Here is a 21452-nt window from a genome sequence, read left to right as displayed (position 1 = left end):
ATTTATTTTTTATTATTTAATTCGTTTGCAATCTTCAGAATGTCCGTCATGACTTCTTTGAAAGTGTCCATTTTTTCTACTGGAATTTTCTCCATTACTCTTTTGTTAAAATTCACAACCACCTCTTTTGATAAATTTCTTGAATTAAGACCTTTATCTGTGAGTTTTATGATCACTTCCCGTTTGTCATTGGTGGTTTTCTCTTTGTAAATGTACCCGTTGTCCTCCAAGAGTTTAATAATTCGGGTTAAAGAGGTTGGCTCGATGGCCATTTTGGGACCGAGGTTCGTACTTCGTGTTCCTTCTTTCGGGTCAATTTTTAGTAGCGTTAAAGCTTGAACAGCTGTTGCATCGTGGACTTGAGCTAACTCCGAATACATCTTCGAAACCGCAAGCCAGGTAGATTTCAGGATGAGATCTACATTTTCAACTTTTTCCTGATGAGATTTATTCATATCTATTGTATAATGTGGTTAGTCAAATATAAAAAATATTATGCATGCATAGTATATTTTATTTGTTAAATTTTTGTTAATAACTCACTGTCAAAACATTAAAAGATATGAAAAGCATAATACTATGCATGCATAGTACTTACAAAACACTGATTAAATAAGGAATTAATGAAGGTTTTGAATATATTGGGCCATTTCTTCAAAAGAATCACATTTATGTTGAATATGTTCCTTTGAAATTACCCAAAATGTCTCTTTGAACTCAAATTTGAGATCTGAGAGGTTCTTTTGGAAGTTTTTTTGCAGAAAAGAATAGAGCATTTCTTTATGCAATTCTGGTGCAAATATTTCCGGAGCTATAAATTGATCCGTGAACTGGAAAAGTTGGGGATTCAGTAGTTCGTTGTTTCTCAAAAGGACTTCTTCCGTGATGCCCGCATCAATACTTTTATTATGAATAAACCACATTTTATCTGCGAATTCTTTGGCCAATCTCCAGTCGTGAGAGGAGAATAAGATCACCTTGTGGTGTGATTTTGCTAATTTTCGCAGTAGCGTAAGAATAGTAATTTTGTTTTCTTCGTCGAGATGAGTTGTTGGTTCATCTAATATGATCATAGGGGAATTCTGTGCCAAGGCTCTACCAATAAATGCTTTTTGTAGATTTCCGTCTGATAGCTGGGTCAACTGAAAATCTCGGTACTGCATTAGATTTAGATCATTGATAATATCTTCAACTTCTTGCTGATCTTCTTGACTCAATTCAAAATAATAAGGATAGTGGATATACTTCCCTAATGAAATAAGATCTCTTAAGGTGTAATTGACTGGAATAACGGATTTTGAAAAAACAATGGCGATATTCCTTGCAATTTGTTCATTAGATAATTCGTCTACTTTTTCTCCATTTAATAGTATCTCACCCTCTAATACTGGGTTTTGTTTTAAAATACTTTTAATTAATGTGGTTTTTCCCACGCCATTATTACCAACCAGCAAACAAATCTCACCTAATTTCAATGAAGTATCAACACCACTAATTAAAGGCGTGTTATAACCAATTGATGTATTTTTTAATTCTAAAAACATATGTTCTAATAAAAAAATATCACTTAAATAAGATTTTGTTTTAAGATCAAACTTTTTTGGTGATTGATAATAAAGAATAAGATCAATCAATATAGCAATAAAAGGTTATTCTTATCGTAGAATTTCTCTGATTTTATTTGCATTACGAATCAACTCTTCCAAATACTCATAATTATCTTTTTCCAAGGCAGATTTAAACTTACGGAGTTGCGTGATGTGTTCGTTCAGAACATCCAATACATTTTCTTTATTCTGTCGGAAAATAGGAACCCACATTTCGGGATGGGATTTTGCCAAACGAACGGTACTTGAAAAACCAGAGCTGGCCAACTGAAAAATAGTGTCTTCTTCTCGTTCTTTTTCCAGAACGGTATTTGCTAAAGCATAAGAAGTAATATGGGAGATATGGGAAATATATGCGGTATGAATATCATGACTTTCCGCATCCATATAAAGAAGATTCATGCCTAAGTTTTCTGCAACTGCTTTAACTGTTTGTAAAGGCGATATCGCAGAATCTTCTCGATCACAAATGACAGCCGCTCTTCCTGTGAAACTTTCTGATATCGCCGATTTTGGACCTGAGTTTTCAGTTCCCCACATTGGATGAAAAGCCACAAAACGGCTTCTGTTTTTATGATTTTGTATTGCGTTTACAATTCCGGCTTTTGTAGAACCAACATCCATTACCGTCTGGTTGTCATTCACCAAATCTAAAATTGTCGGCAGTAATGTTCTTGAAGCATCAACGGGAATCGCCAAAATGATTAAATCTGACTGATGAACTGCATCTTCCAAAGACAAACTTTCATCAATGATGCCCAGTTCTTTTGCTTCGATTAAATGCTGCTCATTTTGATCAACGCCGAAAACGTAATCTACAAATTTTTTCTCACGCAATTTTAAAGCAATCGATCCACCAATTAAACCGACACCGATGATTGTTAATTTCATATTTATTGATTCCTGAAACTGTTTGTTATCTTAATTTTTTAAAACTTTCAAAATTAGATTGTTCCTTGCATTTCTCAAAACCAATCTTATATCGAGGATTGTTCTTCGGATAAGTTAGGATATAGCTAGGACAGGGTTTTCTTTGTGCATTGCTATTTTCGAAATCGATTGTTCCGTTCGTTATAATGCTGTCTTTTAGAAATTTTTCATCTATTTTCAGCGCTGCCATTTCAGCTGTAAAATGGGCAGAATAAGTGAAATCCTTTGACAGTGTCTCCGCAATCACTCTTGAATTAGGCAGATAACCGCTACAGCTTGCTCCTTTTTTGTTAAGAATAAAGAATACTAAAATAAGCCCAGGAATTAATCCCAGTAAGAAGAATTTGATTTTTCTCATTTAAAAAATTAGAAGGTTGATATCATGATAAGAAAGATCAAAACGGTCGCAGATCATTTTTTTGGTATGTCGACCTTTATACATATAAAGAGATTGTTTCATTTCATTTTTATGGATCAGCATATTTTCAAAACCTCCTTCATCATCATAATTTAAAAGATAGGATAGAAAGAAATTAGAAATCGCTTTTGTAGTCGTACGAGGCATTTTGGACGTTATATTTGGCAAACCACAGTGAATAACGCCATGTTTGATAATGTAAGGGTTTTCCATGTCTGTAACCTCGGAAGTCTCGATCATTTTTCGATTGTCTATGGTAACATCAATTATGACGCTTCCTTTTTTCATTCCAGCTACCATTTCTTCGGTAATAATTGGAACGTTACTTAGTTTTGCCAGTGCACCAATAACGACATCGGCTCTTTTAAGACTTTTTGTTAATTCTTTAGGATCAATGATAGAAGTAGGAACGCGCCCATCTACCATCATGTGTAAACGACGAAGTTTTGATAGTGAATTATCAAATACTTTAACGCTTGCTCCAAGGCCGATGGCAGCTTTTGTAGCGAATTCTCCAACAATTCCAGCTCCTAAAATAACGACTTCTGTAGGACGAACACCTGTGACGCCACCCAACATTAATCCGTTGGAAAGTGCCAGGAGTTCTGCTGCATATAGGATAGAAATACTGCCGGCAATTTCACCGATCAATCTTACTAAAGATAATTGTTTGTACTCATCTGCAATGAATTCAAATGCGATGGCATTTATTTTTTTCTCACCTAGTTTTTTAAAATATTCTTTATCTCGTAAATTGATCTGTAGCGCAGAAACCAAATAGGTATTTGGCTTTAACATTTCGATTTCTTCTGTAGTTGGTGGATTAATTTTTAAAACTAAATCCTGGGCAAATGCTTCATCAGGACTGGGAGTAATTTTAGCACCCGACTCGGAATATTGTAAATCGGTAAAGAAAGAACCTTCGCCAGCACCTGCTTCAACAATAATTTGGTGTCCGCTTGCAACTAAAACCTGAACTGCATCGGGAGTGATACAAGTTCTTCTCTCATTTAGGCAAGTTTCTTTTGGAATTCCGATACTAAATTGTTTTCCTTTTTTTACAATTTCTAATTTCTCCTCTTTCGGCAATAGATCCTGTTCAGAAAACGGAGTAAAAACGTGGGTATGACTCATTTTATAAGTTTTGATAAAAAAACGTCTCATTCAAAAGAATAAGTACGCAAAGATACAATGATTTGATTATTAACGCAGGAAAATTTAATGATAGTTGATCAGACGATATTCGCCGTCATTTTCAATAGTCATAACATGGTGTGGCAAATAGGCTAACTCCTCTTCATAAACTTCCGGCCATTCAATGATGCTGAGAAAGGCACTGTCCAGGTATTCCTGAATTCCTATATCTTCAACTTCATCCATATTATTCATACGATATAGATCAAAGTGGAAAACATTTCCTTTGGGAGAATCATACTCATTCACTATGGCATAAGTAGGAGAGGAGACTTCATCTTGGCTACCTAAATTTTTCAGTAGAAATTGAGTAAATGTTGTTTTTCCTGCCCCTAGATTTCCTTTTAGCAATAGAATATGATGTTGCATTGTCGGTAGAATTTCGTCGATTACTGTTTGCCAATCCTCAACTTTAGCGATTTTAAATTCCATTTCTATTTATAAATTTCAATAATAATTTCGCCATCTTGAGTTATAGCGCCCCGATACATTCCGGCGGTATTAAAAGGCATTGCGATATTTCCGTCTTTATCTAAAGCAATCATGCCTCCATCGCCGCCCATTTTACCAATTTCATCAATGGTTTCCTGAGTTGCAGTTTTAATATCTTTATTTTGATATTCCATTTTGGCCGAAACAGTTCGGGCAGCAGTTGCACGAATGAAATACTCCCCCCAACCGGTTGCGGAGATTCCCACTTGAGAATCAGCATACGTTCCAGCACCAATGATCGGAGCATCGCCAATTCTGCCATATTTTTTGTTGGTCATTCCACCTGTTGAAGTTCCAGCGGCAATATTTCCTTTTTTATCTAAAGCTACTGCGCCAACAGTCCCAAATTTCTGGTCAATTTCATAAGATTCTGGTAATGTATTTTGAGAAACTTTCTTTTCAGTTTTCAAATTTTCCTTTTGTTTAAGTTTTTGTAAACCATCCCATCGGTCTTTGGTCCAGAAATATTTTGGATCTACAATTTCTAGATTTTGATCTTGGGCAAACTTTTCGGCACCTGCGCCAGAAAGCATTACGTGTTCCGATTTCTGCATAACGGCAATCGCTGCTTTTATAGGATTTTTGATGGTATGAACTCCTGCAATTGCTCCAGCGGATTTATCTTTTCCGTACATAATCGAAGCATCGAGTTCGTTTTTTCCATCTGCAGTAAATACTGCTCCTTTTCCGGCATTGAATAACGGAGAATTTTCCATCATGATAATTGAGGTGGCAACCGCATCTACAGAAGAATTTCCTTTTTGAAGTTCGGCGTATCCTGCATTTAATGCGTCTTTAAGTTTGTCTTTGTAAGCATTTTCTTTTTCTTCCGTCATGCTGGTTTTAAGAATTGTTCCAGCGCCACCGTGAATAACAAGAACGTATTTTTTTTGTGCCGATATCATCATTGAAAAAGTGACGATTGAAGCGAGTAGGAGTTTTTTCATTGTAAATGGAATTGTTTGCCAAATTTATTGAATTTATTTTAGCATCACATTAAAATATTAGAGTAAAAAAAATGATAAAATCTTTCGATCGCATGAAAAGAAAAACATATTTCCTATTTTTACAAAATGATTTCTAAACAAACTATTGATAAAATATTTTCTGCTATTCGGGTAGAAGAAATCATTGGTGAATATGTACAACTGAAAAGAGCAGGCTCCAATTTTAAAGGTCTAAGCCCTTTTCATGATGAGAAATCGCCGAGTTTTGTCGTTTCACCCAGCAAGCAAATCTGGAAAGATTTCTCTTCCGGAAAAGGAGGGACCGCTATCTCTTTCCTTATGGAAATTGAAAATTTCACGTATCCTGAAGCGCTCCGGCATGCTGCACAAAAGTATGGGATAGAAATTGAAGAGGATAAAAGAGAACTCACGGAAGAGCAAAAGCAGTCGCAGACGGACAGAGAACTTTTGTTTAAAATTCATGAGATCGCGAACGATTTCTTTCAAGAGCAACTTTTCGAAACTGAGGAAGGCCGGTCGATTGGATATTCCTATTTTAAAGAACGGGAGCTTCGGGATGACATCATCAAAAAATTTCAACTGGGTTATTCACCGGAACAGCGAAATGCTTTTACGCAATTTGCTTTGGATAAAGGATATTCCAAAGAAATTTTGGAAAAATCTGGTATTTCTATTTTTCCCGAAAATGCGCCGAATGGAATCGATCGGTTCCGTGAACGGGTTTTGTTCCCTATTCATAGTTTTTCTGGTCGTGTTCTTGGTTTTGGTGCCAGAATTCTAAGAAATAATATAAAAACCGCAAAATATTTGAATTCTCCGGAAACGGAAATTTATCATAAATCGAGTGTTCTCTATGGTTTAAGCCAAGGGAAGCAATCGATTTCAAAGAATAATCTTTGCCTGCTTGTCGAAGGTTATATGGATGTAGTTGCACTGCACCAAAGCGGGATTGAAAACGTAGTGGCCAGTTCAGGAACGGCCTTAACGGTAGATCAAATAAAGTTGATCAAGCGACTAACAGAAAATGTAACGATTCTTTTCGATGGTGATCCCGCTGGGATTAAAGCGAGTTTTAGAAGCATCGATCTCTTATTGGCAGAAGAAATGAATATTAGGATCCTGCTGTTTCCTGATGGTGATGATCCTGATTCTTTCTCAAGAAAACATCCGCAGGATTATGTGGAAAATTTTATTAAAACGCAAGCCAAAGATTTCATCGATTTCAAGGCTGAAATTTTATTAAAAGAAGCCGGAGATGATCCAATAAAAAAGGCAGAGGCAATTCGAGACATTGTAAAGTCGGTAGCGTTTGTAAAGAATGCGCTAAAACAGGAGGTTTATCTGAAAGAGGTTGCTTCTAAATTTGGACTTTCAGAGCAGTCACTTTTTAATGAATTGAATGTTCAGAAACAAATTCAAAATAAGCAATTTACTCCTCAACAGCGAGATGAACCTCAAGTCAGACCAAAACTTGAAATAGTTCCTTTGAGTACAATCTCCGTGAATCCATTATTGGAATTAGAGGAAAAATTGGTGAAACATATGCTTAATTTTGGTGACCGGGTTTTGGAAAAAACGGATGAAGATAATCAGCCTTTTAAAATTACGGTAATCGAGGAGATCATTAACCACTTTAATGAAGATGAGTATGAACCTCAATCTCCGATCAATGAGAAGATTATTCATGAATTGAAAAATGGATTGGCTAATAACGAGATTATTCAAAGTAATTTTTTCTTAACTTTAATGGATGAAAGTATTGTATTGAAAGTTTCCGATGCAATCCTTGAAGATGACGAATTAAGTAACTGGGAAAAAAGCAATATTTTTCCGCCAAAACCAGGTGAGAAACTCGAGGCCGAAATTGAAGATGATATCCTGATTCATAAAAGTCACTTTGTTGAAAAGTTGATTTATGATATTGTTAGAAAACTTGATTCATTACGGGATAATGACCAGAATGAATATTACGAATCCGTAAAAAAGATTATGGTTTTGAAGAGTTTACTGAATGAAATTAATAAGAGATTAAACCGACAACTGACAAAAGGGCATAATTTTTTTAAGGAACAGAAATTGTAATTTAGATAACGAAAAAAATAGATAATGGATATTAAAAAAGATTTTAGAGATTTCTCTGTAAAACATCTAGGAAACAGTGGCTTAGCTACAGATCAATATATGGGAATGTATGGACCAACAAACCTTACGCCGTATATTATGGAAGAAAGAAGAATGAACGTTGCGCAGATGGACGTTTTTTCGAGGTTGATGATGGACCGAATTATATTCCTAGGAACAGGCATCGATGATCAGGTTGCTAATATTGTTACTGCACAGTTGCTTTTCTTAGAAAGTTCTGATGCTTCGAAAGACATTCAAATTTACATCAACTCTCCTGGAGGTAGTGTTTATGCAGGATTAGGAATTTATGATACCATGCAGATTATCAAGCCGGATGTTGCAACGATCTGCACAGGAATTGCAGCTTCAATGGGTGCAGTTCTTTTAGTTGCAGGTGAAAAAGGAAAACGTTCTGCCTTAAAACATTCTAGAGTAATGATTCATCAACCAAGTGGTGGTGCGCAAGGTGTTGCTTCTGATATGGAAATCAATTTACGTGAAATGCTTAAGCTTAAAAAAGAATTGTACGATATCATCTCTGAGCATTCTGGACAGACCTATGAATGGGTAGAAAAAGCATCAGATAGAGATTATTGGATGACTTCTTCAGAAGCTAAAGATTATGGAATGGTTGATGAAGTTCTACAAAGAAAAGTAGAAAAGAAATAATTTCCTTTCTAATGTAAAATAAAAATGCGTCTCTTGATCGAGACGCATTTTTTATGTTGGAAAGAAAATTTTAAGAATTAAATCCTTCAATAATTTTTGAGAAATCTTCGATTTTTAAAGCTGCCCCGCCAATCAAACCACCGTCTATATCAGGTTGAGAGAATATTTCTTTGGCATTGTCAGGTTTCACTGATCCTCCGTATAGAATCGAAATTTCATCAGCAACTTCTTTTCCATATTTATCTGCAATTAAGCTCCTGATGTGCGCATGGATTTCCTGTGCTTGTTCTGGAGAAGCCGTTTCGCCCGTTCCGATTGCCCAAACTGGTTCATAAGCTATGACTACTTTTTGAATTTCTTCCGCAGTCAAAGTAAAAAGTGCTGTTTCTGTTTGATTTTTCACCACCTCCAGATGCTTACCTGCTTTCCTTTGCTCCAATGTTTCCCCATTACAATAAATAGGGGTAAGACCATTGTCAAGTGCTAATTTCACTTTTCTGTTACAGTGAGAATCTGTCTCGCCGTGGTACAGTCTTCTTTCAGAATGCCCAATAATTGCACCACTTGCCGCAATCGATTTCAGCATGGCTGCGGAGATTTCTCCTGTATAGGCACCACTTTCATGTTCACTCATGTCCTGTGAAAAAACCCCTACTTCATTAAATTCATAAAGATCTTTGGCCATTAATAGATAGAGTGATGGTGGAGCGATCCAAACTTCGCAATTAGTGGTGTTGTTTTTTTTGTAAGTCAGCAGTTGAAGCATCAGTTGTTGTGCTTCAATCACATTTTTATTCATCTTCCAGTTTCCTGCAACGATATTTTTTCTCATTTTCAAATACTTTTATTTATTAATAGAGTTCCAACAGTGTTTTAGAAGCATATAGAAATCGTGCTCACGATCAGTCACTTCATCATCAGCTTTAATGAGTGTTTTTGCAAATTTTAAGAACGACTTTCTTTCCTGCTCAGTAGAATCTTCTAAGAAACAGCGTGCGTGAAATTCAAAGTGATCTTTCCATTCCTCTGGCTGCAAAACAGCAATCGCATCCAGTTCGTTGTCCAAATTAATTTTGAACGGAAATTCCTCTGCAAGGTAGTGTTGTATAAGTAATCCTTCTTCTGGCGAAAATTCACCATCAACAGCAGAAAGAATCATCAATAGATGATATCCTGCGATTGATTTGTTGGATTTGTGTTGATTTTGATTCATTATCGTTTAATTTTTTTGTTTTATATAATCTTCAGCAGAGCGTTTGTCCACTATTTTCCCACGTTGCAAGGTAAGAACAAAAGGATTACTTCGCGCAATCGTTTTAATTGCTGTACCGTCCATCAATGCATTATTGATAGTCTTAAAGGTATTTGGATTTGTTGAGATACCCAATATGAGTGCATGTTTTTCCTGACTCAACTTTGCTTCTGCCTGTGCTAAAACATTGATGTTTGCATCTTGAGGTTTGTAACAAAATATAAGAATTGATTTTGGCGCTTTTAAAATGTCTTCAGTTAGATCAACACCTTCTACAGTTTCGGGTTTGAATTTAGAAATTTCCGATTGGTAACCTTGTTTGATTAATTTTGAAGTGGTCTTTCCTTCTTCAATTTCCCATGGAGAGCTTTCTTCCCAATATTTTTTTTCATTAACATAATCGTCCTGGTTTACTTCCAGCACTTCGCCTGATTTTTTATTTTTAACTGAATAATAGGTCTTAAATTCAGAAGGGTTTTTGGCAATATTTTGCTTCTCTATATTTAGATCTGTCCCAATTTTATAATCTCTAAAGTCAATTACGGGTTCATGGGTAATACCCCAATTAATAATGAAAACCATCGTTATAAAAGCAAAAGTAGAAAGGTATTTCTTAAATTTTGTTTTTTCTTCTGCTTGATCAAAATTATTTCTGTAAAGAAAATAGATGAGAAGCAAACCTGCCAATAGAAAAATGTCTTTCCAGAAACTTTGCCAAGGTTCCAATTTCATAGCATCACCAAAGCATCCACAATCGGTAACTACATTGAAATAAGCTGAATAAAATGTTAGAAAAGCGAAGAAAACACACAGTGCGATTAAGATCGAAAGGGTGAATTTCAACTGAGTTTTTAATAATAGAAAAAATCCAAAAATTAATTCAAAGGCCACCACGATCACCGCTATTATAAGCGCTTGCTTTTCTAGAAACGGGATATTAAACACGGATGGTGAGAAATATTCTTCTAATTTAAATGAGAATCCAACCACATCTACTGCTTTTACAAAGCCTGAAGCAATAAAAACGAGTGCAATAATAATTCGCAGTATATTTTTAATCATTTTTAAATGAATTTTGGTTTAAATACTTAATGTTCCTCCGAAAATTTAATCAGACAGAATACGGCATAATTCAACATGTCGAAATAATTAGCATCGATTCCTTCGGATACTAAAGTGGCCCCGGCATTATCTTCTATCTGTTTAGTTCTTAGGACTTTTTGGTAAATCAAATCGGTAATTGAGGAAATTCTCATCTCACGCCAAGCTTCACCATAATCATGATTCTTTCTAAGCATAAGCTCTTTAGCGTCATGAGCATAACGATCGTATAAACTCAGGATTTCGGTATTATCCTGTTTGAAATCATCTGCAAAACCTTTTTCTAACTGTATTAAGCCGATAATAGAGTAGTTTACAATAGCGATGAAATTTTCTTCCTCTGTTTCGCCAACTTTTGAGACTCCCGTGGTCTGAAAATTTCGTAAGCTTTTAACTTTAATGAAAATTTGGTCGGTTAGCGAAGAAGTTCGTAAAACCCGAAACGAAGCACCATAATCGCTCAGCTTGTTGCTAAATAAATTTCGGCACCTTTCAATGACTTCGTCAAACTGTTTGGATGTTTTTTGCATAAGATTTCTAAACTTTTCAAAGATAAGAATTTCGTTTGAGAGTTATTGTCTGATCCTCGTCAGAATTGTACTTTTGTGAAATGAACACTACTATTTCCGACTTTGATTTAACTTCATTTAATACGCTAAACTCTCGTGGCCACTTAATTGATTTATCAAAACCCAAAATAATGGGAATTCTTAATCTTACGCCAGATTCGTTTTCAGATGGTGGAAAATTTAACAATGAACATGCTGCGCTAACGCAAGTGGAGAAAATGGTGAATGAAGGTGCGGAAATCATTGATATTGGTGCGCAGTCAACCAGACCGCACGCAGATCTTTTATCTTCAGAAGAAGAAATTTCACGAATTGGTAAATATATTTCCAAGATTAAAAGAACATTTCCAGAGATTCTTATTTCTTTAGATACTTTCTATTCAGACACGGTAAAGTATGGTTTTGAAGAAGGAATTGACCTCGTTAACGATGTTTCAGGTGGAAATTATGACCATAAAATGTTTGAAATGGTTGCCAGTACAGGGCTGCCTTATATTTTAATGCATGTAAATCCTACTTATGATTTGATGCATGAGAAGTTAATCGATCAGGATATTATTCTTAATATCAATTATTATTTTTCTGAAAAAATCCAACAGTTAAGAAGTTTTGGAGTGAAAGATATTATTCTGGATCCTGGTTTTGGATTTGGTAAGACGGTAGCGCAGCAACACCAAATGATTGATGAGTTAGAAACGCTCTCATTTGGTCAATATCCGCTGTTAATTGGTATTTCCAGAAAATCTTTTATCTACAAACCTTTAGGAAAATCAGCTTTAGATATTGAAGAAGAAACGCAGAAAATCCATTTAAAAGTGCTGGAGAAAGGAGCGAAAATTTTGCGTGTTCACGATGTTTTCTCAACGAAAAAAACGATTGATTTATTTTTAGAGACTTAAAAAGAATAAAAATGCTCATTTTTATTTCTAATATGGAAACAACCAAAAGACCTTGCAAACATAATGAATTATAAAAGCTGCAATTCCAACAACTAATGCGTGCCTATTAGTATGCTTACTTTTATTAAACTTTTACTTCTTTTATGATAACCTTAAATAGTCTAATTCAATCCAGATAATTTTTCTGAATATTCTTCTGCGAACTGCTTCCGGTCATTGTCAAGTTTTTCTAAGTTATCTGGCAGGAAATAATTGAAAAGGATCTTTTCTTCATCATCGAGAAATATAATTTCTTTTTCTTCGCCATCGATCATTTGGGCAAAAATTTCCCACATAGAAGTATCTTTCATTTTCAATAATTCAAAAAATGAACTAGCTTTAATCTGAATATTTTTCATTATTAAAATCCTAAAAAGTTGAGTTTTAATTGTATGGCGAAATTGTCTTTGAAGATTGGAGTGGAGTAGTACCCAACCCTATAAAAGAATCCTAAATTAAACGGAGTTCCCAAAAAATTATTGGTTTCTAAGCCAATTTCCTGGTACAAATGATCTAGCTTTTGAAATTGAAACTGGTGATCCTGCGGATTTTTCATATCGCCAATTATTCCTTTATAAACCACGTCGAAACTTGATGTTGTTTTCCCAAAAGTACGGAAGTAATATGGTATTCTATGGGTGAAATAATACCCGATAAATTTGTCGTTATAATATTTACCACCTTCCATTGTTGCAAAGCCCAAATAAGAGGTGAAATTGAAATTCCATGTACTTTCTCCTTTGCCTAACCCATTGATTGCAAACTGATGCCAAATTGGAGCATCTCCGCTTACTAAACCTGTGTATACCCGAACACCGGTTACGCCTGCTTTGGTCTTAAATTGATGTTGAGCTAAAAAATCAAATCTACTGAAACTGAAATCTCCACCTAAAGCCTTTATTCCCTGCTCATAGTTGAAATAGAATTCTGGATAATTCTGCTCGTAGGTTAGTTTCCCCGATGGTGTCATCATGTTTTTGGAATTCGGGGCGTATTTAAGAGTCAACTGCGTAGCGAAGTTTTGAAATTGGCTACCCAAATTTTTATAGTTGTAATTAAATTTAGCTTCTTCTTGATCTTTCTTACCACTTAATCTTAACGTAAATGCATTTGATAGGTCATTCTCATAAGAAAGTTTAAAACCATCGAATTTATAGAATTTTTCATTATTTAAATCAATTCCGGAATTCATAATTTTCATTTTGAAATTCCATAGATCTTCATTAAATCGTCCGGCTGCTTCAACATCGCTATAATATTCTGCACGGAAAAAGGATGTTTTTTCTAACGTCGTTTTAAAATCAATTCCAGCTCCATATTTCCAGGTATGATCCTTGAAACCGTAAGCCAGATAGGCATCCGGTGAAATATATTTATTAAATTTTTCATTCATTTTAGCACCAACACCCGCGCGAATACCTTCGTATTGATTGTATTTGATCAATTGTAATGCATCAAAATCTACCTTACCTACACGAATTTTACCTTTAAGAAATCCCGAAAAAACATTCACTTTTTGATCCAATTTGTATTTTTTGCCAACGCTGTCAATTTTGGTGTAAGTCAATTTTTCACGCGCTGATAAAGAGTCTGTTCGGTATTGGTCCAGTATACTGCCATCTGAATTTTTAACAGACATAGAATATCCTGAATAATCTTTTTTATTAGTTTCAACATCTGTTTTAAAATCAAAGTAATCTGCCATCACAAAGACATAGTTACCAAATTTTTTAGTTTTACTATCGGTTGATTTCTCTGTGGTTTTGTTTTCTTTTTTAGAGGGTTTAAAATTAGTAGAACCCATCTTTATCTTAAAATTTTCTTTGCTTAAAAACCATTTATTGGCTAAAGGAATCCAAATGCTGGTAATTGATCCCTCGCTTTTTTTCTTACTGTTGCTCTCAATCTTCTTTACAGCGTAAGTTTCGGTATCGATGTAGAGATATCCATTAAACTTCCGTTTTTGAATCGTTTTTTGATAATCAACCTGACGAAAACGGATTACATAATTTTTTCTACCATCAATCTCAATGGTGTCGGTGAGAAAAAATCGGTACAAAGATCGATTTTCAGCTTTAATTTCTTTTGGGATTTTATTTCTGTTAGAACGCAGTGCCAGTAGTTCATAAACGGGCTGCTGTAATCCAGAAATCCGATTGTCAAGAATATTCACTTTTTCACCATAGCTTTTAGAATATAGAAATTCAGATGCTCTTTCCCATAAAAAAAGTTTACTCTGCGTCATCAATTTCATCACGTTCACACTTTCTAAAGAATCTTTTTTCTTTTCAGCGGTTTGAACCTTTTGTGGAAGTAATTTTAGCGAATCAAGTCGGCGATCGAGATATTGATTATATTGTCTGATACTGTCTTCATCAAAATCAAAGGAGATCTTCTCATAAGATTTAAAGGAGTAACTGTCTAAACTTTGAGGTGAATTATTTTTAAACTCATCATTTACTTTCTGTAAAATGACTAAAGCTCTTGGGTCACTTTTGTCGGCGATCACGACACTTTCAATAGATTGTGTTTTCGGATCGGTTTTAGAAAGAGTTAGTTCCATCACTTTGTCTACAACGACCTCATCCTCGTAAAAACCTGCAGCCTTAACATCAACTTTTTTACATTTTGTTTTAAAATTTAGAGCTCCTTCAGTATTCGTTTTACCTAATAATATTCCTTTGCAAAAGACAGATGCATTGGATACAGGAGTTCTTTCTCCCGTCTTCAAAACGGTTATTTTTGATTGTCCGAACGCACCACAGACAACAAATAGAAAGACAAAGGAGAATATATTTTTCATAGTAAACAAAAGTATTCAAAAAAAGGGAAATTAAAGAAATATTCTAGATTCAATTGTTTTATTTCTTTAGGATATTCGGCTCCATTTATTTTTGCCTTTATATTGTTTGGCATAATAGGTTCTTAACTCAAAATTTTCAGGATTTTCCAAATGGGGATCGTTCTTAAGTAAATTTTCCACCGTAGACTTTGCCACTTTAATGATTTTTCCATCGGCGATTAAATCGAGTTTTTTAAAATCCACGACTCCACTTTGCTGCGTGCCTAAAATATCGCCTGGACCACGTAATTTCATATCGACTTCCGAGATTTTAAAACCGTCATTGGTTTCAACCATCGTTTTCATTCGGGTTCGGCTGTCACTGGAAAGTTTATCTGAAGTTACCAAAATGCAATAACTCTGTTCTGCACCACGACCCACACGACCACGAAGCTGATGAAGTTGTGATAGTCCAAATCTTTCAGCACTCTCAATAATCATCACAGACGCATTTGGAACATTTACACCTACTTCGATTACCGTTGTTGCAACCATAATATGTGCTTTTCCCGAAGCGAAATACTGCATTGCAACTTCTTTTTCTGCTGGTTTCATTCTGCCATGAAGCATAGTTACATTAAAACCTTCATAAAATTCCAGAATATGGTCGAAGTTTTCCAGTAAATTTTTATAATCTAAAGTTTCTGATTCTTCAATCAAAGGATAAACAAAGTAAACCTGACGGCCTTTTTCAATCTCCTCTTTTGCAAAGCGGAAAAGTGTGAGACGGTCTTTCTCTCTTCTATGCGCTGTAATAATGGGTTTTCTTCCAATTGGTAACTCGTCAATTACAGAAACATCTAGATCACTATAAAAACTCATCGCTAAAGTCCGAGGAATTGGAGTTGCGGTCATTACCAGAATATGCGGTGGAATCGTGTTTTTTGCCCATAATCTTGCTCTTTGAGCTACGCCGAAACGGTGCTGTTCATCAATAATGGCCAGTCCTAGATTTTTAAATTTCACAATATCCTCCAGAACAGCGTGGGTGCCTATCAGAATAGAAAGTTCACCATCGAGAAGCTCTTTGTGAATAACCTTCCGATCTGAAGTCTTCGTAGATCCCGTCAACAAACGAACTTTAATATCTGTTCCGGCTAAAAGTTCTAGAATCGATTGAAAGTGCTGTTGGGCCAAAATTTCTGTAGGAGCCATCAAACAACTTTGAAAGTCATTGTCCATAGCGATTAACATCGATAGAAGTGCTACCATCGTTTTTCCAGAACCAACATCTCCTTGAAGAAGCCTGTTCATTTGAATAGGCTTTTTCATATCATTTCGTATTTCTTTTAAAACTCTCTTTTGTGCATTTGTGAGTTCAAAAGGAATTGAATGCTCATAGAAATTTGTAAAATAGTCACCGATTTTTGGGAAAGGATTTCCCACAACGGATGCTTTGTGATGCTGCTTTTTTAAACCAAAACCTAACTGAAAGAAAAATGCTTCTTCAAACTTTACTCTTTTTTCTGCATGTTGAAAATGATTTAAATCCTTAGGAAAATGGATATGATATAAAGAAGGAATTCTTCCTATCAGATTGAGGCTCTTCATTAGGGTATCGGGAAGATTTTCATTAACTAAATTTGGTAGATGTTTTAGAATGTCTGCGATAACCGTTTGAAAGAATTTATTGTTAAGACCTCTTTTGGAAAGTTTTTCACTTCCGGGGTAAATGGGTAAAAGACTTTCTGAGAGTGCTTTTTTTTCATCAATTTCAATTTCTGGATGAGGCATTGAAAATAATCCATTAAACTCGTTGACTTTTCCAAAGATATAGATCTCCTGGTTTAAAGGAAGTTGCTCTTTCATCCATTTTGAATACCGAAACCAAACCAGCTCCACTGTCCCCGAATCATCACGGAATTTTGCTGTTAGTCTTTTTTGACCTTTGCCATAAGCTACCTCCTGGATATCTGTTATTTTCCCCTTAAACTGAATTTCAGACTCTGATTCAGCTTTCAACTCTCCAATTTTATATAATTTACTCTTATCGATATAACGGAGTGGATAAAATGTCAAGAAATCTTCTACTGTTGAAAAGCCCAAAACATTAGTAATGAATTTAGCTCGTTCGGGCCCGATTCCCTTTAAAAATTCTATGGAAGTTTCTAAATTCAAATTGAGGTAATTGATGTCTTATAATTCAGGAGCGAATTTCGCTAAAATAAGAAAGACTTCCAAAAATTGTTGAAAGTCTTCTATTTTATTACTACAAATTCAGCACTTAATCTTTAATGCTGGATTTAAATTTTTTCTGATAATTTTCCCATTGTTCTCTTGTGCTGATTTTCTTGAAATCATCATGCGCAATAAAGGGAAGGTATGGTTCCAGTTCTTTTGCAGATAATGCTCCCTGTAAAATAGTTATAGGATTTCCTTTATCATCTAAGAAAACAATAGACGGAACAGCATTTACATTCATATATTTTGTTAATTCATGCATGGAGTTCTTTTGCTTACCACGTACGAAACCTGTGTTCGAAAAAACTCTTCCAAATAAAGTGATCTTTTCATTTCCTTCTGCATTAAATTTTACGGGATAGTAATTCTCATTAAGATATTGGGCTATAACAGGATGATTGTACGTGGTTTTATCCATGATTTTGCATGGTGCACACCAATCCGCGTAGAAATCAATAAATAGTTTTTTTGGTGTTATTTTTTGTGCAGCTGTTCCCTCCTCCAAAGTCATCCACTTTACTTGTGCAGATACAGACAGGGTAATAAAAAATATAAAAAAGGCAGTAATTTTTTTCATTGTCATTTTGATAATTAAACTGATGAGAGGTTAAATGCTAACGAACTTCTCTCATCAATTTCTTGACCAAAGGTGAAATTACAATTAGAATTATTCCTGCAATTACTGCATATAAACCTAAATCTTTATAACCTGATGTGTATGCCTCCAATTTTTCAATATTTGAAGCACCTTCTCTAGCGGTTGCAATATTAGCTCCAATAAGACCAGCAACATATTGCCCGTACGCTGAAGCCAGGAACCATAATCCCATCATCATTCCCTGCAATTTTTGGGTGGAGAGTTTGGTCATGATCGACAGTCCGATTGGTGAGAGGCACATTTCTCCCAAGGTTATGATAAAAAGCGCAATCGTAAATAAACTCAGGGAAGTAACCCCTGCAGCATTTGCAAAGAATTTAGTCGCATAAATGGCGTAAAAACCTAAGCCTAAGAATATAAAACCTAAACCGAATTTAATGATAGTATTCGGTTCCAATTTCTTTTTGCTTAACCAAATCCAAAGTAAACCGATCGGGACCGCCACTAATAAAATGAAAAATGCACCACCCGAATTGTTGACCCCGTTTGGATCCAGACCCAATAAATCGTTATTTAAATTATGGGCAGCAAAAATACTGAGCGAGCCACCACTTTGTTCATAAATTCCCCAAAATATGATGGAGAAAAGGATGAAAATCAGTGCTGCGAATAGTTTGCTTCGCTCTGCTTTACTGACTTTGGACATTTCATAAAATAGATAAATTAAGGTTAGTGGTCCGATAGTGTACATGAAATAATCGGTATACTCTGTTTTTGCTACCATCACCATAATCATGGGAATGAAAATTAAAGACAATGCATAAACCCCATATTCCTTCCATTTCTCCATGGAGACCAAGTCTCCATTAGCAAGTGCTTTTTGGGGTTGAAGCCCGATCGGCCCTAAGGTTCTTTGCGTAAATACGAAATTAACCAAACTAATGACCATTACTATTGCTGCTAAACCGAAAGCGACATTCCAATGCAATCCTTCCGGGATTAAATGAGATAGTAATTCGCCTTTCCCAATAGCGATACAAAGATAACCGCCAAGTAGGGCGCCTAAGTTAATCCCTGCGTAAAATAAAGAAAAACCCGCGTCGGTACGGTTGTCCCCGCTCTTATAAAGCTTACCAACCATGGTAGAAATATTTGGTTTAAAGAATCCGGTTCCTACTACGGTAAATGAAATTCCTAAAAAGAAGTACTGATGAGGATCGAACGCTAAAATTAAACTTCCAATGATCATTAGAAATCCACCCCAAAACAAAGATTTTCGGAATCCTAAAATTTTGTCAGCAAATAAACCTCCTACAAACGTAAAAGCGTAAACGAAAGCCTGTGTGGCTCCGTATTGTAAATTCGCATCTTTCTCATCAAGATTCAATTGTGAAATCATAAAGAATACAAGCATTCCGCGCATTCCGTAGAAACAAAAACGTTCCCACATTTCCGAGAAAAAGAGGGACCAAATTTGTTTAGGATATTTTCCTTTGAAATCCTGAATTTGTTCGAGCGTTAGATTCATAAGTATCGTAGTTAATTAAAGATTTTCTGAAAGCGTGGATTTCTAAATGTATTCTTTAAAAATGAATAATTAAAATATCTTCAGAATTTTCCAACGTACGAATTTATAAAAAAAACCTCTGAAGTAATCAGAGGTTTGTATTTTATTTTGAAAATGTTTCTAGTTTACACCATGCATCATTTTTTTCAAGATAGGAGAAATTAATGCTAAAATTGCTCCTGCAATTCCACAAAGAATAACAAATACCATGAAGAATTCAAATAAATTATGAATTTCAAATCCAACGAAACTATTGTATACCGTTGAAATTTGTTCTTTATTAAGAAGAGATAATTGATCTGCACTTAAAGTAACTTTTTTATCTAAAACATCCTGAAGATTAATGCCTAATTCTGAAGCTTTTTGGAATTTGTCACCAGTTGCAGGTAATATTGACCCTAAAGTTCCTGATAAAGCATAACCTGCTGCATTGGCAATGAAGAATACTCCAAATAACAATGATGCAAATCTCTTAGGTGCTAATTTACCAACTAAAGATAAACCAATTGGTGATAAACAAAGTTCACCCATTGTTTGGATCAGATAAAGTAAAATCAACCATTTTACAGCTAAAAGACCTGAGTTTCCTAAATCTTTTACATTGTAAGCGATAATTAAATAACTTAAAGCGATTAAACCAAGTCCAATTGCTTGTTTTAAAGGCGAAACGGGTTCTTTCTTATTTGCTCTCAACTTGTCCCAAAGCATACTGAATGGAACTGCCAAAATCACAATAAATAAACCATTAAAAATCTGTACCATGGATGGTGGCATATTCCAGCCGAAAATATGTCTGTCGGTTTGGTTATCTGCAATAAAGGTTAAAGAAGATCCTGCCTGTTCAAAAGCTGCCCAGAAGAAAATGATGAAAAAGGATACAATATAAATTACCCAGATCCGGTCTCTCTCTACTTTATTTTCGGTTGCTGACATGATTAGATAGGCTAAAGCAAGTCCCATAGAATAGATGAAAGGATAAATTACGGCTTTCACAAATTCTCCCATTCCAACGGAACCAAATCCGATCTTATCTACAAATAGATATTGGAAGCCAAAGAATGTTAATACAAAAATAGCCACAGCGATACCGATTGATTTTCCGGAGAAATTAGCGGTTTGAGCTTCACCTTCTTCAAAATCTTCTGCGGTGTTTTCACTTGGCAATCCACCAATTGGTCTTCCTTCCGGTGTTACAACATATTTGTTTTTAAGCAGAACAAAAGTTAAAGTTCCGATTACCATGGCAATAGATGCGGCTAAAAAGCCCCATTTGAACGCGTGAATATCTCTCATTCCACCTGCATCTTTTACATCTCCTAAAAAAGGACAAATAAACTGACCTAAAAAAGCTCCTAAGTTAATTCCCATGTAGAAAATGGTAAAAGCTGAATCTAATTTCGATTTTTCCTGTTTCGGATAGAGACTTCCCACCATGGAAGAAATGTTCGGTTTAAAGAAGCCATTTCCAAAAATAATCACTCCTAATGCAACCCACATCAGCATTTGCGCAGAACTTAAATTGGAATCGAATGTAGAAGCACTCATAAACATTAAAAATTGCCCGATCGCCATTAAAGCTCCTCCGACAATAATACAATATCTATTTCCTAAGAATCGGTCTGCAATAAACCCTCCAAGCATTGGAGTAAGATAACAAAGTGCCAAAAATCCACCGTAAATTATGGTAACATCACCTTCCTTCATTAATAAAGAGTTAACCATAAAGAGCGTCAACAGTGCGCGCATTCCATAAAAATTGAAACGCTCCCACATTTCTGTTCCGAAAAGCACCCACAAACCTTTGGGATGTTTTCCCACGGGCTTTCCTTCTAGAAATTGTTCTGGCGCATCTAATGCTTCAGTATTATCCATTTTTTTAGTGTTAAATATTTGTTAAGATTCGCAAATATAGTTTTTTTTCAGTTTTTACAAAGGCATTTCGCAATTTTAATCAAAAAAACCACCGATTAATTCGGTGGTTACATGAAATCTTTAGCTATTC

The 21452-nt window shown here is 35.2% G+C and carries 20 protein-coding genes; 3 read left to right on the top strand and 17 right to left on the bottom strand.

Annotated elements, in window-relative coordinates:
• Window positions 1-2 precede the first annotated feature (2 nt).
• The 7 genes from FNJ88_RS00715 to FNJ88_RS00685 form a co-directional block, all read right to left on the bottom strand.
• Window positions 3-455, bottom strand: a complete 453-nt coding sequence (locus FNJ88_RS00715; RefSeq protein ID WP_143851255.1) for a MarR family winged helix-turn-helix transcriptional regulator — start codon at window positions 453-455, stop codon at window positions 3-5.
• A 165-nt stretch (window positions 456-620) separates the two neighbouring features.
• Entirely contained in the window at window positions 621-1544 is a 924-nt protein-coding gene (locus FNJ88_RS00710) for an ABC transporter ATP-binding protein (RefSeq protein WP_143851254.1), read from the bottom strand.
• Between the two features lie 111 nt (window positions 1545-1655).
• Window positions 1656-2498, bottom strand: a complete 843-nt coding sequence (locus FNJ88_RS00705; protein ID WP_143851253.1) for a prephenate dehydrogenase — start codon at window positions 2496-2498, stop codon at window positions 1656-1658.
• A 25-nt stretch (window positions 2499-2523) separates the two neighbouring features.
• A complete protein-coding gene (locus FNJ88_RS00700) occupies window positions 2524-2895 on the bottom strand; it encodes a hypothetical protein (RefSeq protein WP_143851252.1) in 372 nt (123 codons plus the stop codon).
• Window positions 2896-4089 carry an alanine dehydrogenase gene (locus FNJ88_RS00695; protein ID WP_143851251.1) on the bottom strand — a complete coding sequence of 398 codons (1194 nt, stop codon included), beginning with the start codon at window positions 4087-4089 and terminating at the stop codon, window positions 2896-2898.
• A gap of 84 nt (window positions 4090-4173) precedes the next feature.
• Entirely contained in the window at window positions 4174-4581 is a 408-nt protein-coding gene (tsaE, locus tag FNJ88_RS00690) for a tRNA (adenosine(37)-N6)-threonylcarbamoyltransferase complex ATPase subunit type 1 TsaE (protein WP_143851250.1), read from the bottom strand.
• A 2-nt stretch (window positions 4582-4583) separates the two neighbouring features.
• Window positions 4584-5588 carry an isoaspartyl peptidase/L-asparaginase family protein gene (locus FNJ88_RS00685; protein WP_143851249.1) on the bottom strand — a complete coding sequence of 335 codons (1005 nt, stop codon included), beginning with the start codon at window positions 5586-5588 and terminating at the stop codon, window positions 4584-4586.
• 126 nt (window positions 5589-5714) lie between these two features.
• On the opposite strand from FNJ88_RS00685, the gene dnaG reads away from it, so the two are divergent.
• Together dnaG and clpP are read left to right on the top strand one after the other, a co-directional pair.
• On the top strand, window positions 5715-7691 hold the full coding sequence (gene dnaG / locus FNJ88_RS00680) for a DNA primase (RefSeq protein WP_143851248.1): 1977 nt from the start codon (window positions 5715-5717) through the stop codon (window positions 7689-7691).
• Between the two features lie 24 nt (window positions 7692-7715).
• Window positions 7716-8402: an ATP-dependent Clp endopeptidase proteolytic subunit ClpP gene (clpP, locus tag FNJ88_RS00675; RefSeq protein WP_143851247.1), complete on the top strand. Its 687-nt coding sequence runs from the start codon at window positions 7716-7718 to the stop codon at window positions 8400-8402.
• A gap of 70 nt (window positions 8403-8472) precedes the next feature.
• Here clpP and tpiA read toward each other — a convergent pair whose 3' ends face one another.
• From tpiA to FNJ88_RS00655, 4 genes are read right to left on the bottom strand one after another with little or no spacing between them, the layout of a single operon-like run.
• Window positions 8473-9234: a triose-phosphate isomerase gene (tpiA, locus tag FNJ88_RS00670; protein ID WP_143851246.1), complete on the bottom strand. Its 762-nt coding sequence runs from the start codon at window positions 9232-9234 to the stop codon at window positions 8473-8475.
• Between the two features lie 12 nt (window positions 9235-9246).
• A complete protein-coding gene (locus FNJ88_RS00665; protein ID WP_143851245.1) occupies window positions 9247-9615 on the bottom strand; it encodes a TerB family tellurite resistance protein in 369 nt (122 codons plus the stop codon).
• A 6-nt stretch (window positions 9616-9621) separates the two neighbouring features.
• Complete coding sequence (locus tag FNJ88_RS00660; protein WP_143851244.1) at window positions 9622-10716, bottom strand: BT_3928 family protein; 1095 nt, start codon at window positions 10714-10716, stop codon at window positions 9622-9624.
• Window positions 10717-10742: 26 nt separating this feature from the next.
• On the bottom strand, window positions 10743-11285 hold the full coding sequence (locus FNJ88_RS00655; RefSeq protein ID WP_143851243.1) for a DUF1599 domain-containing protein: 543 nt from the start codon (window positions 11283-11285) through the stop codon (window positions 10743-10745).
• Window positions 11286-11365: 80 nt separating this feature from the next.
• Between FNJ88_RS00655 and folP the strand changes: the two genes are divergently transcribed.
• Entirely contained in the window at window positions 11366-12223 is an 858-nt protein-coding gene (folP, locus tag FNJ88_RS00650) for a dihydropteroate synthase (protein ID WP_228414540.1), read from the top strand.
• Window positions 12224-12384: 161 nt separating this feature from the next.
• Here the strand turns inward: folP and FNJ88_RS00645 are convergent, their stop codons facing one another.
• The 6 genes from FNJ88_RS00645 to FNJ88_RS00620 all read right to left on the bottom strand — a co-directional run bounded on the left by FNJ88_RS00645 (window position 12385) and on the right by FNJ88_RS00620 (window position 21322).
• Window positions 12385-12621, bottom strand: a complete 237-nt coding sequence (locus FNJ88_RS00645) for a hypothetical protein (protein ID WP_143851242.1) — start codon at window positions 12619-12621, stop codon at window positions 12385-12387.
• Between the two features lie 2 nt (window positions 12622-12623).
• Window positions 12624-15065: a DUF5686 family protein gene (locus tag FNJ88_RS00640; protein ID WP_143851241.1), complete on the bottom strand. Its 2442-nt coding sequence runs from the start codon at window positions 15063-15065 to the stop codon at window positions 12624-12626.
• A gap of 66 nt (window positions 15066-15131) precedes the next feature.
• Window positions 15132-17222 (bottom strand): ATP-dependent DNA helicase RecG, encoded by a 2091-nt coding sequence (recG, locus tag FNJ88_RS00635; protein ID WP_143851240.1) that lies wholly within the window; start codon window positions 17220-17222, stop codon window positions 15132-15134.
• Window positions 17223-17328: 106 nt separating this feature from the next.
• Entirely contained in the window at window positions 17329-17862 is a 534-nt protein-coding gene (locus FNJ88_RS00630; RefSeq protein WP_143851239.1) for a thioredoxin family protein, read from the bottom strand.
• A gap of 37 nt (window positions 17863-17899) precedes the next feature.
• The gene (locus tag FNJ88_RS00625; protein WP_143851238.1) at window positions 17900-19411 is read right to left on the bottom strand and encodes a peptide MFS transporter; all 1512 of its coding nucleotides are present in this window, start codon (window positions 19409-19411) and stop codon (window positions 17900-17902) included.
• A 159-nt stretch (window positions 19412-19570) separates the two neighbouring features.
• Complete coding sequence (locus FNJ88_RS00620; protein ID WP_143851237.1) at window positions 19571-21322, bottom strand: peptide MFS transporter; 1752 nt, start codon at window positions 21320-21322, stop codon at window positions 19571-19573.
• Window positions 21323-21452: the final 130 nt, after the last annotated feature.

This window comes from Chryseobacterium sp. SNU WT5 (genome assembly GCF_007362475.1).
In the GTDB taxonomy this organism is placed as follows: domain Bacteria; phylum Bacteroidota; class Bacteroidia; order Flavobacteriales; family Weeksellaceae; genus Kaistella.
This window is presented reverse-complemented; position numbering and strand designations above follow the sequence as displayed.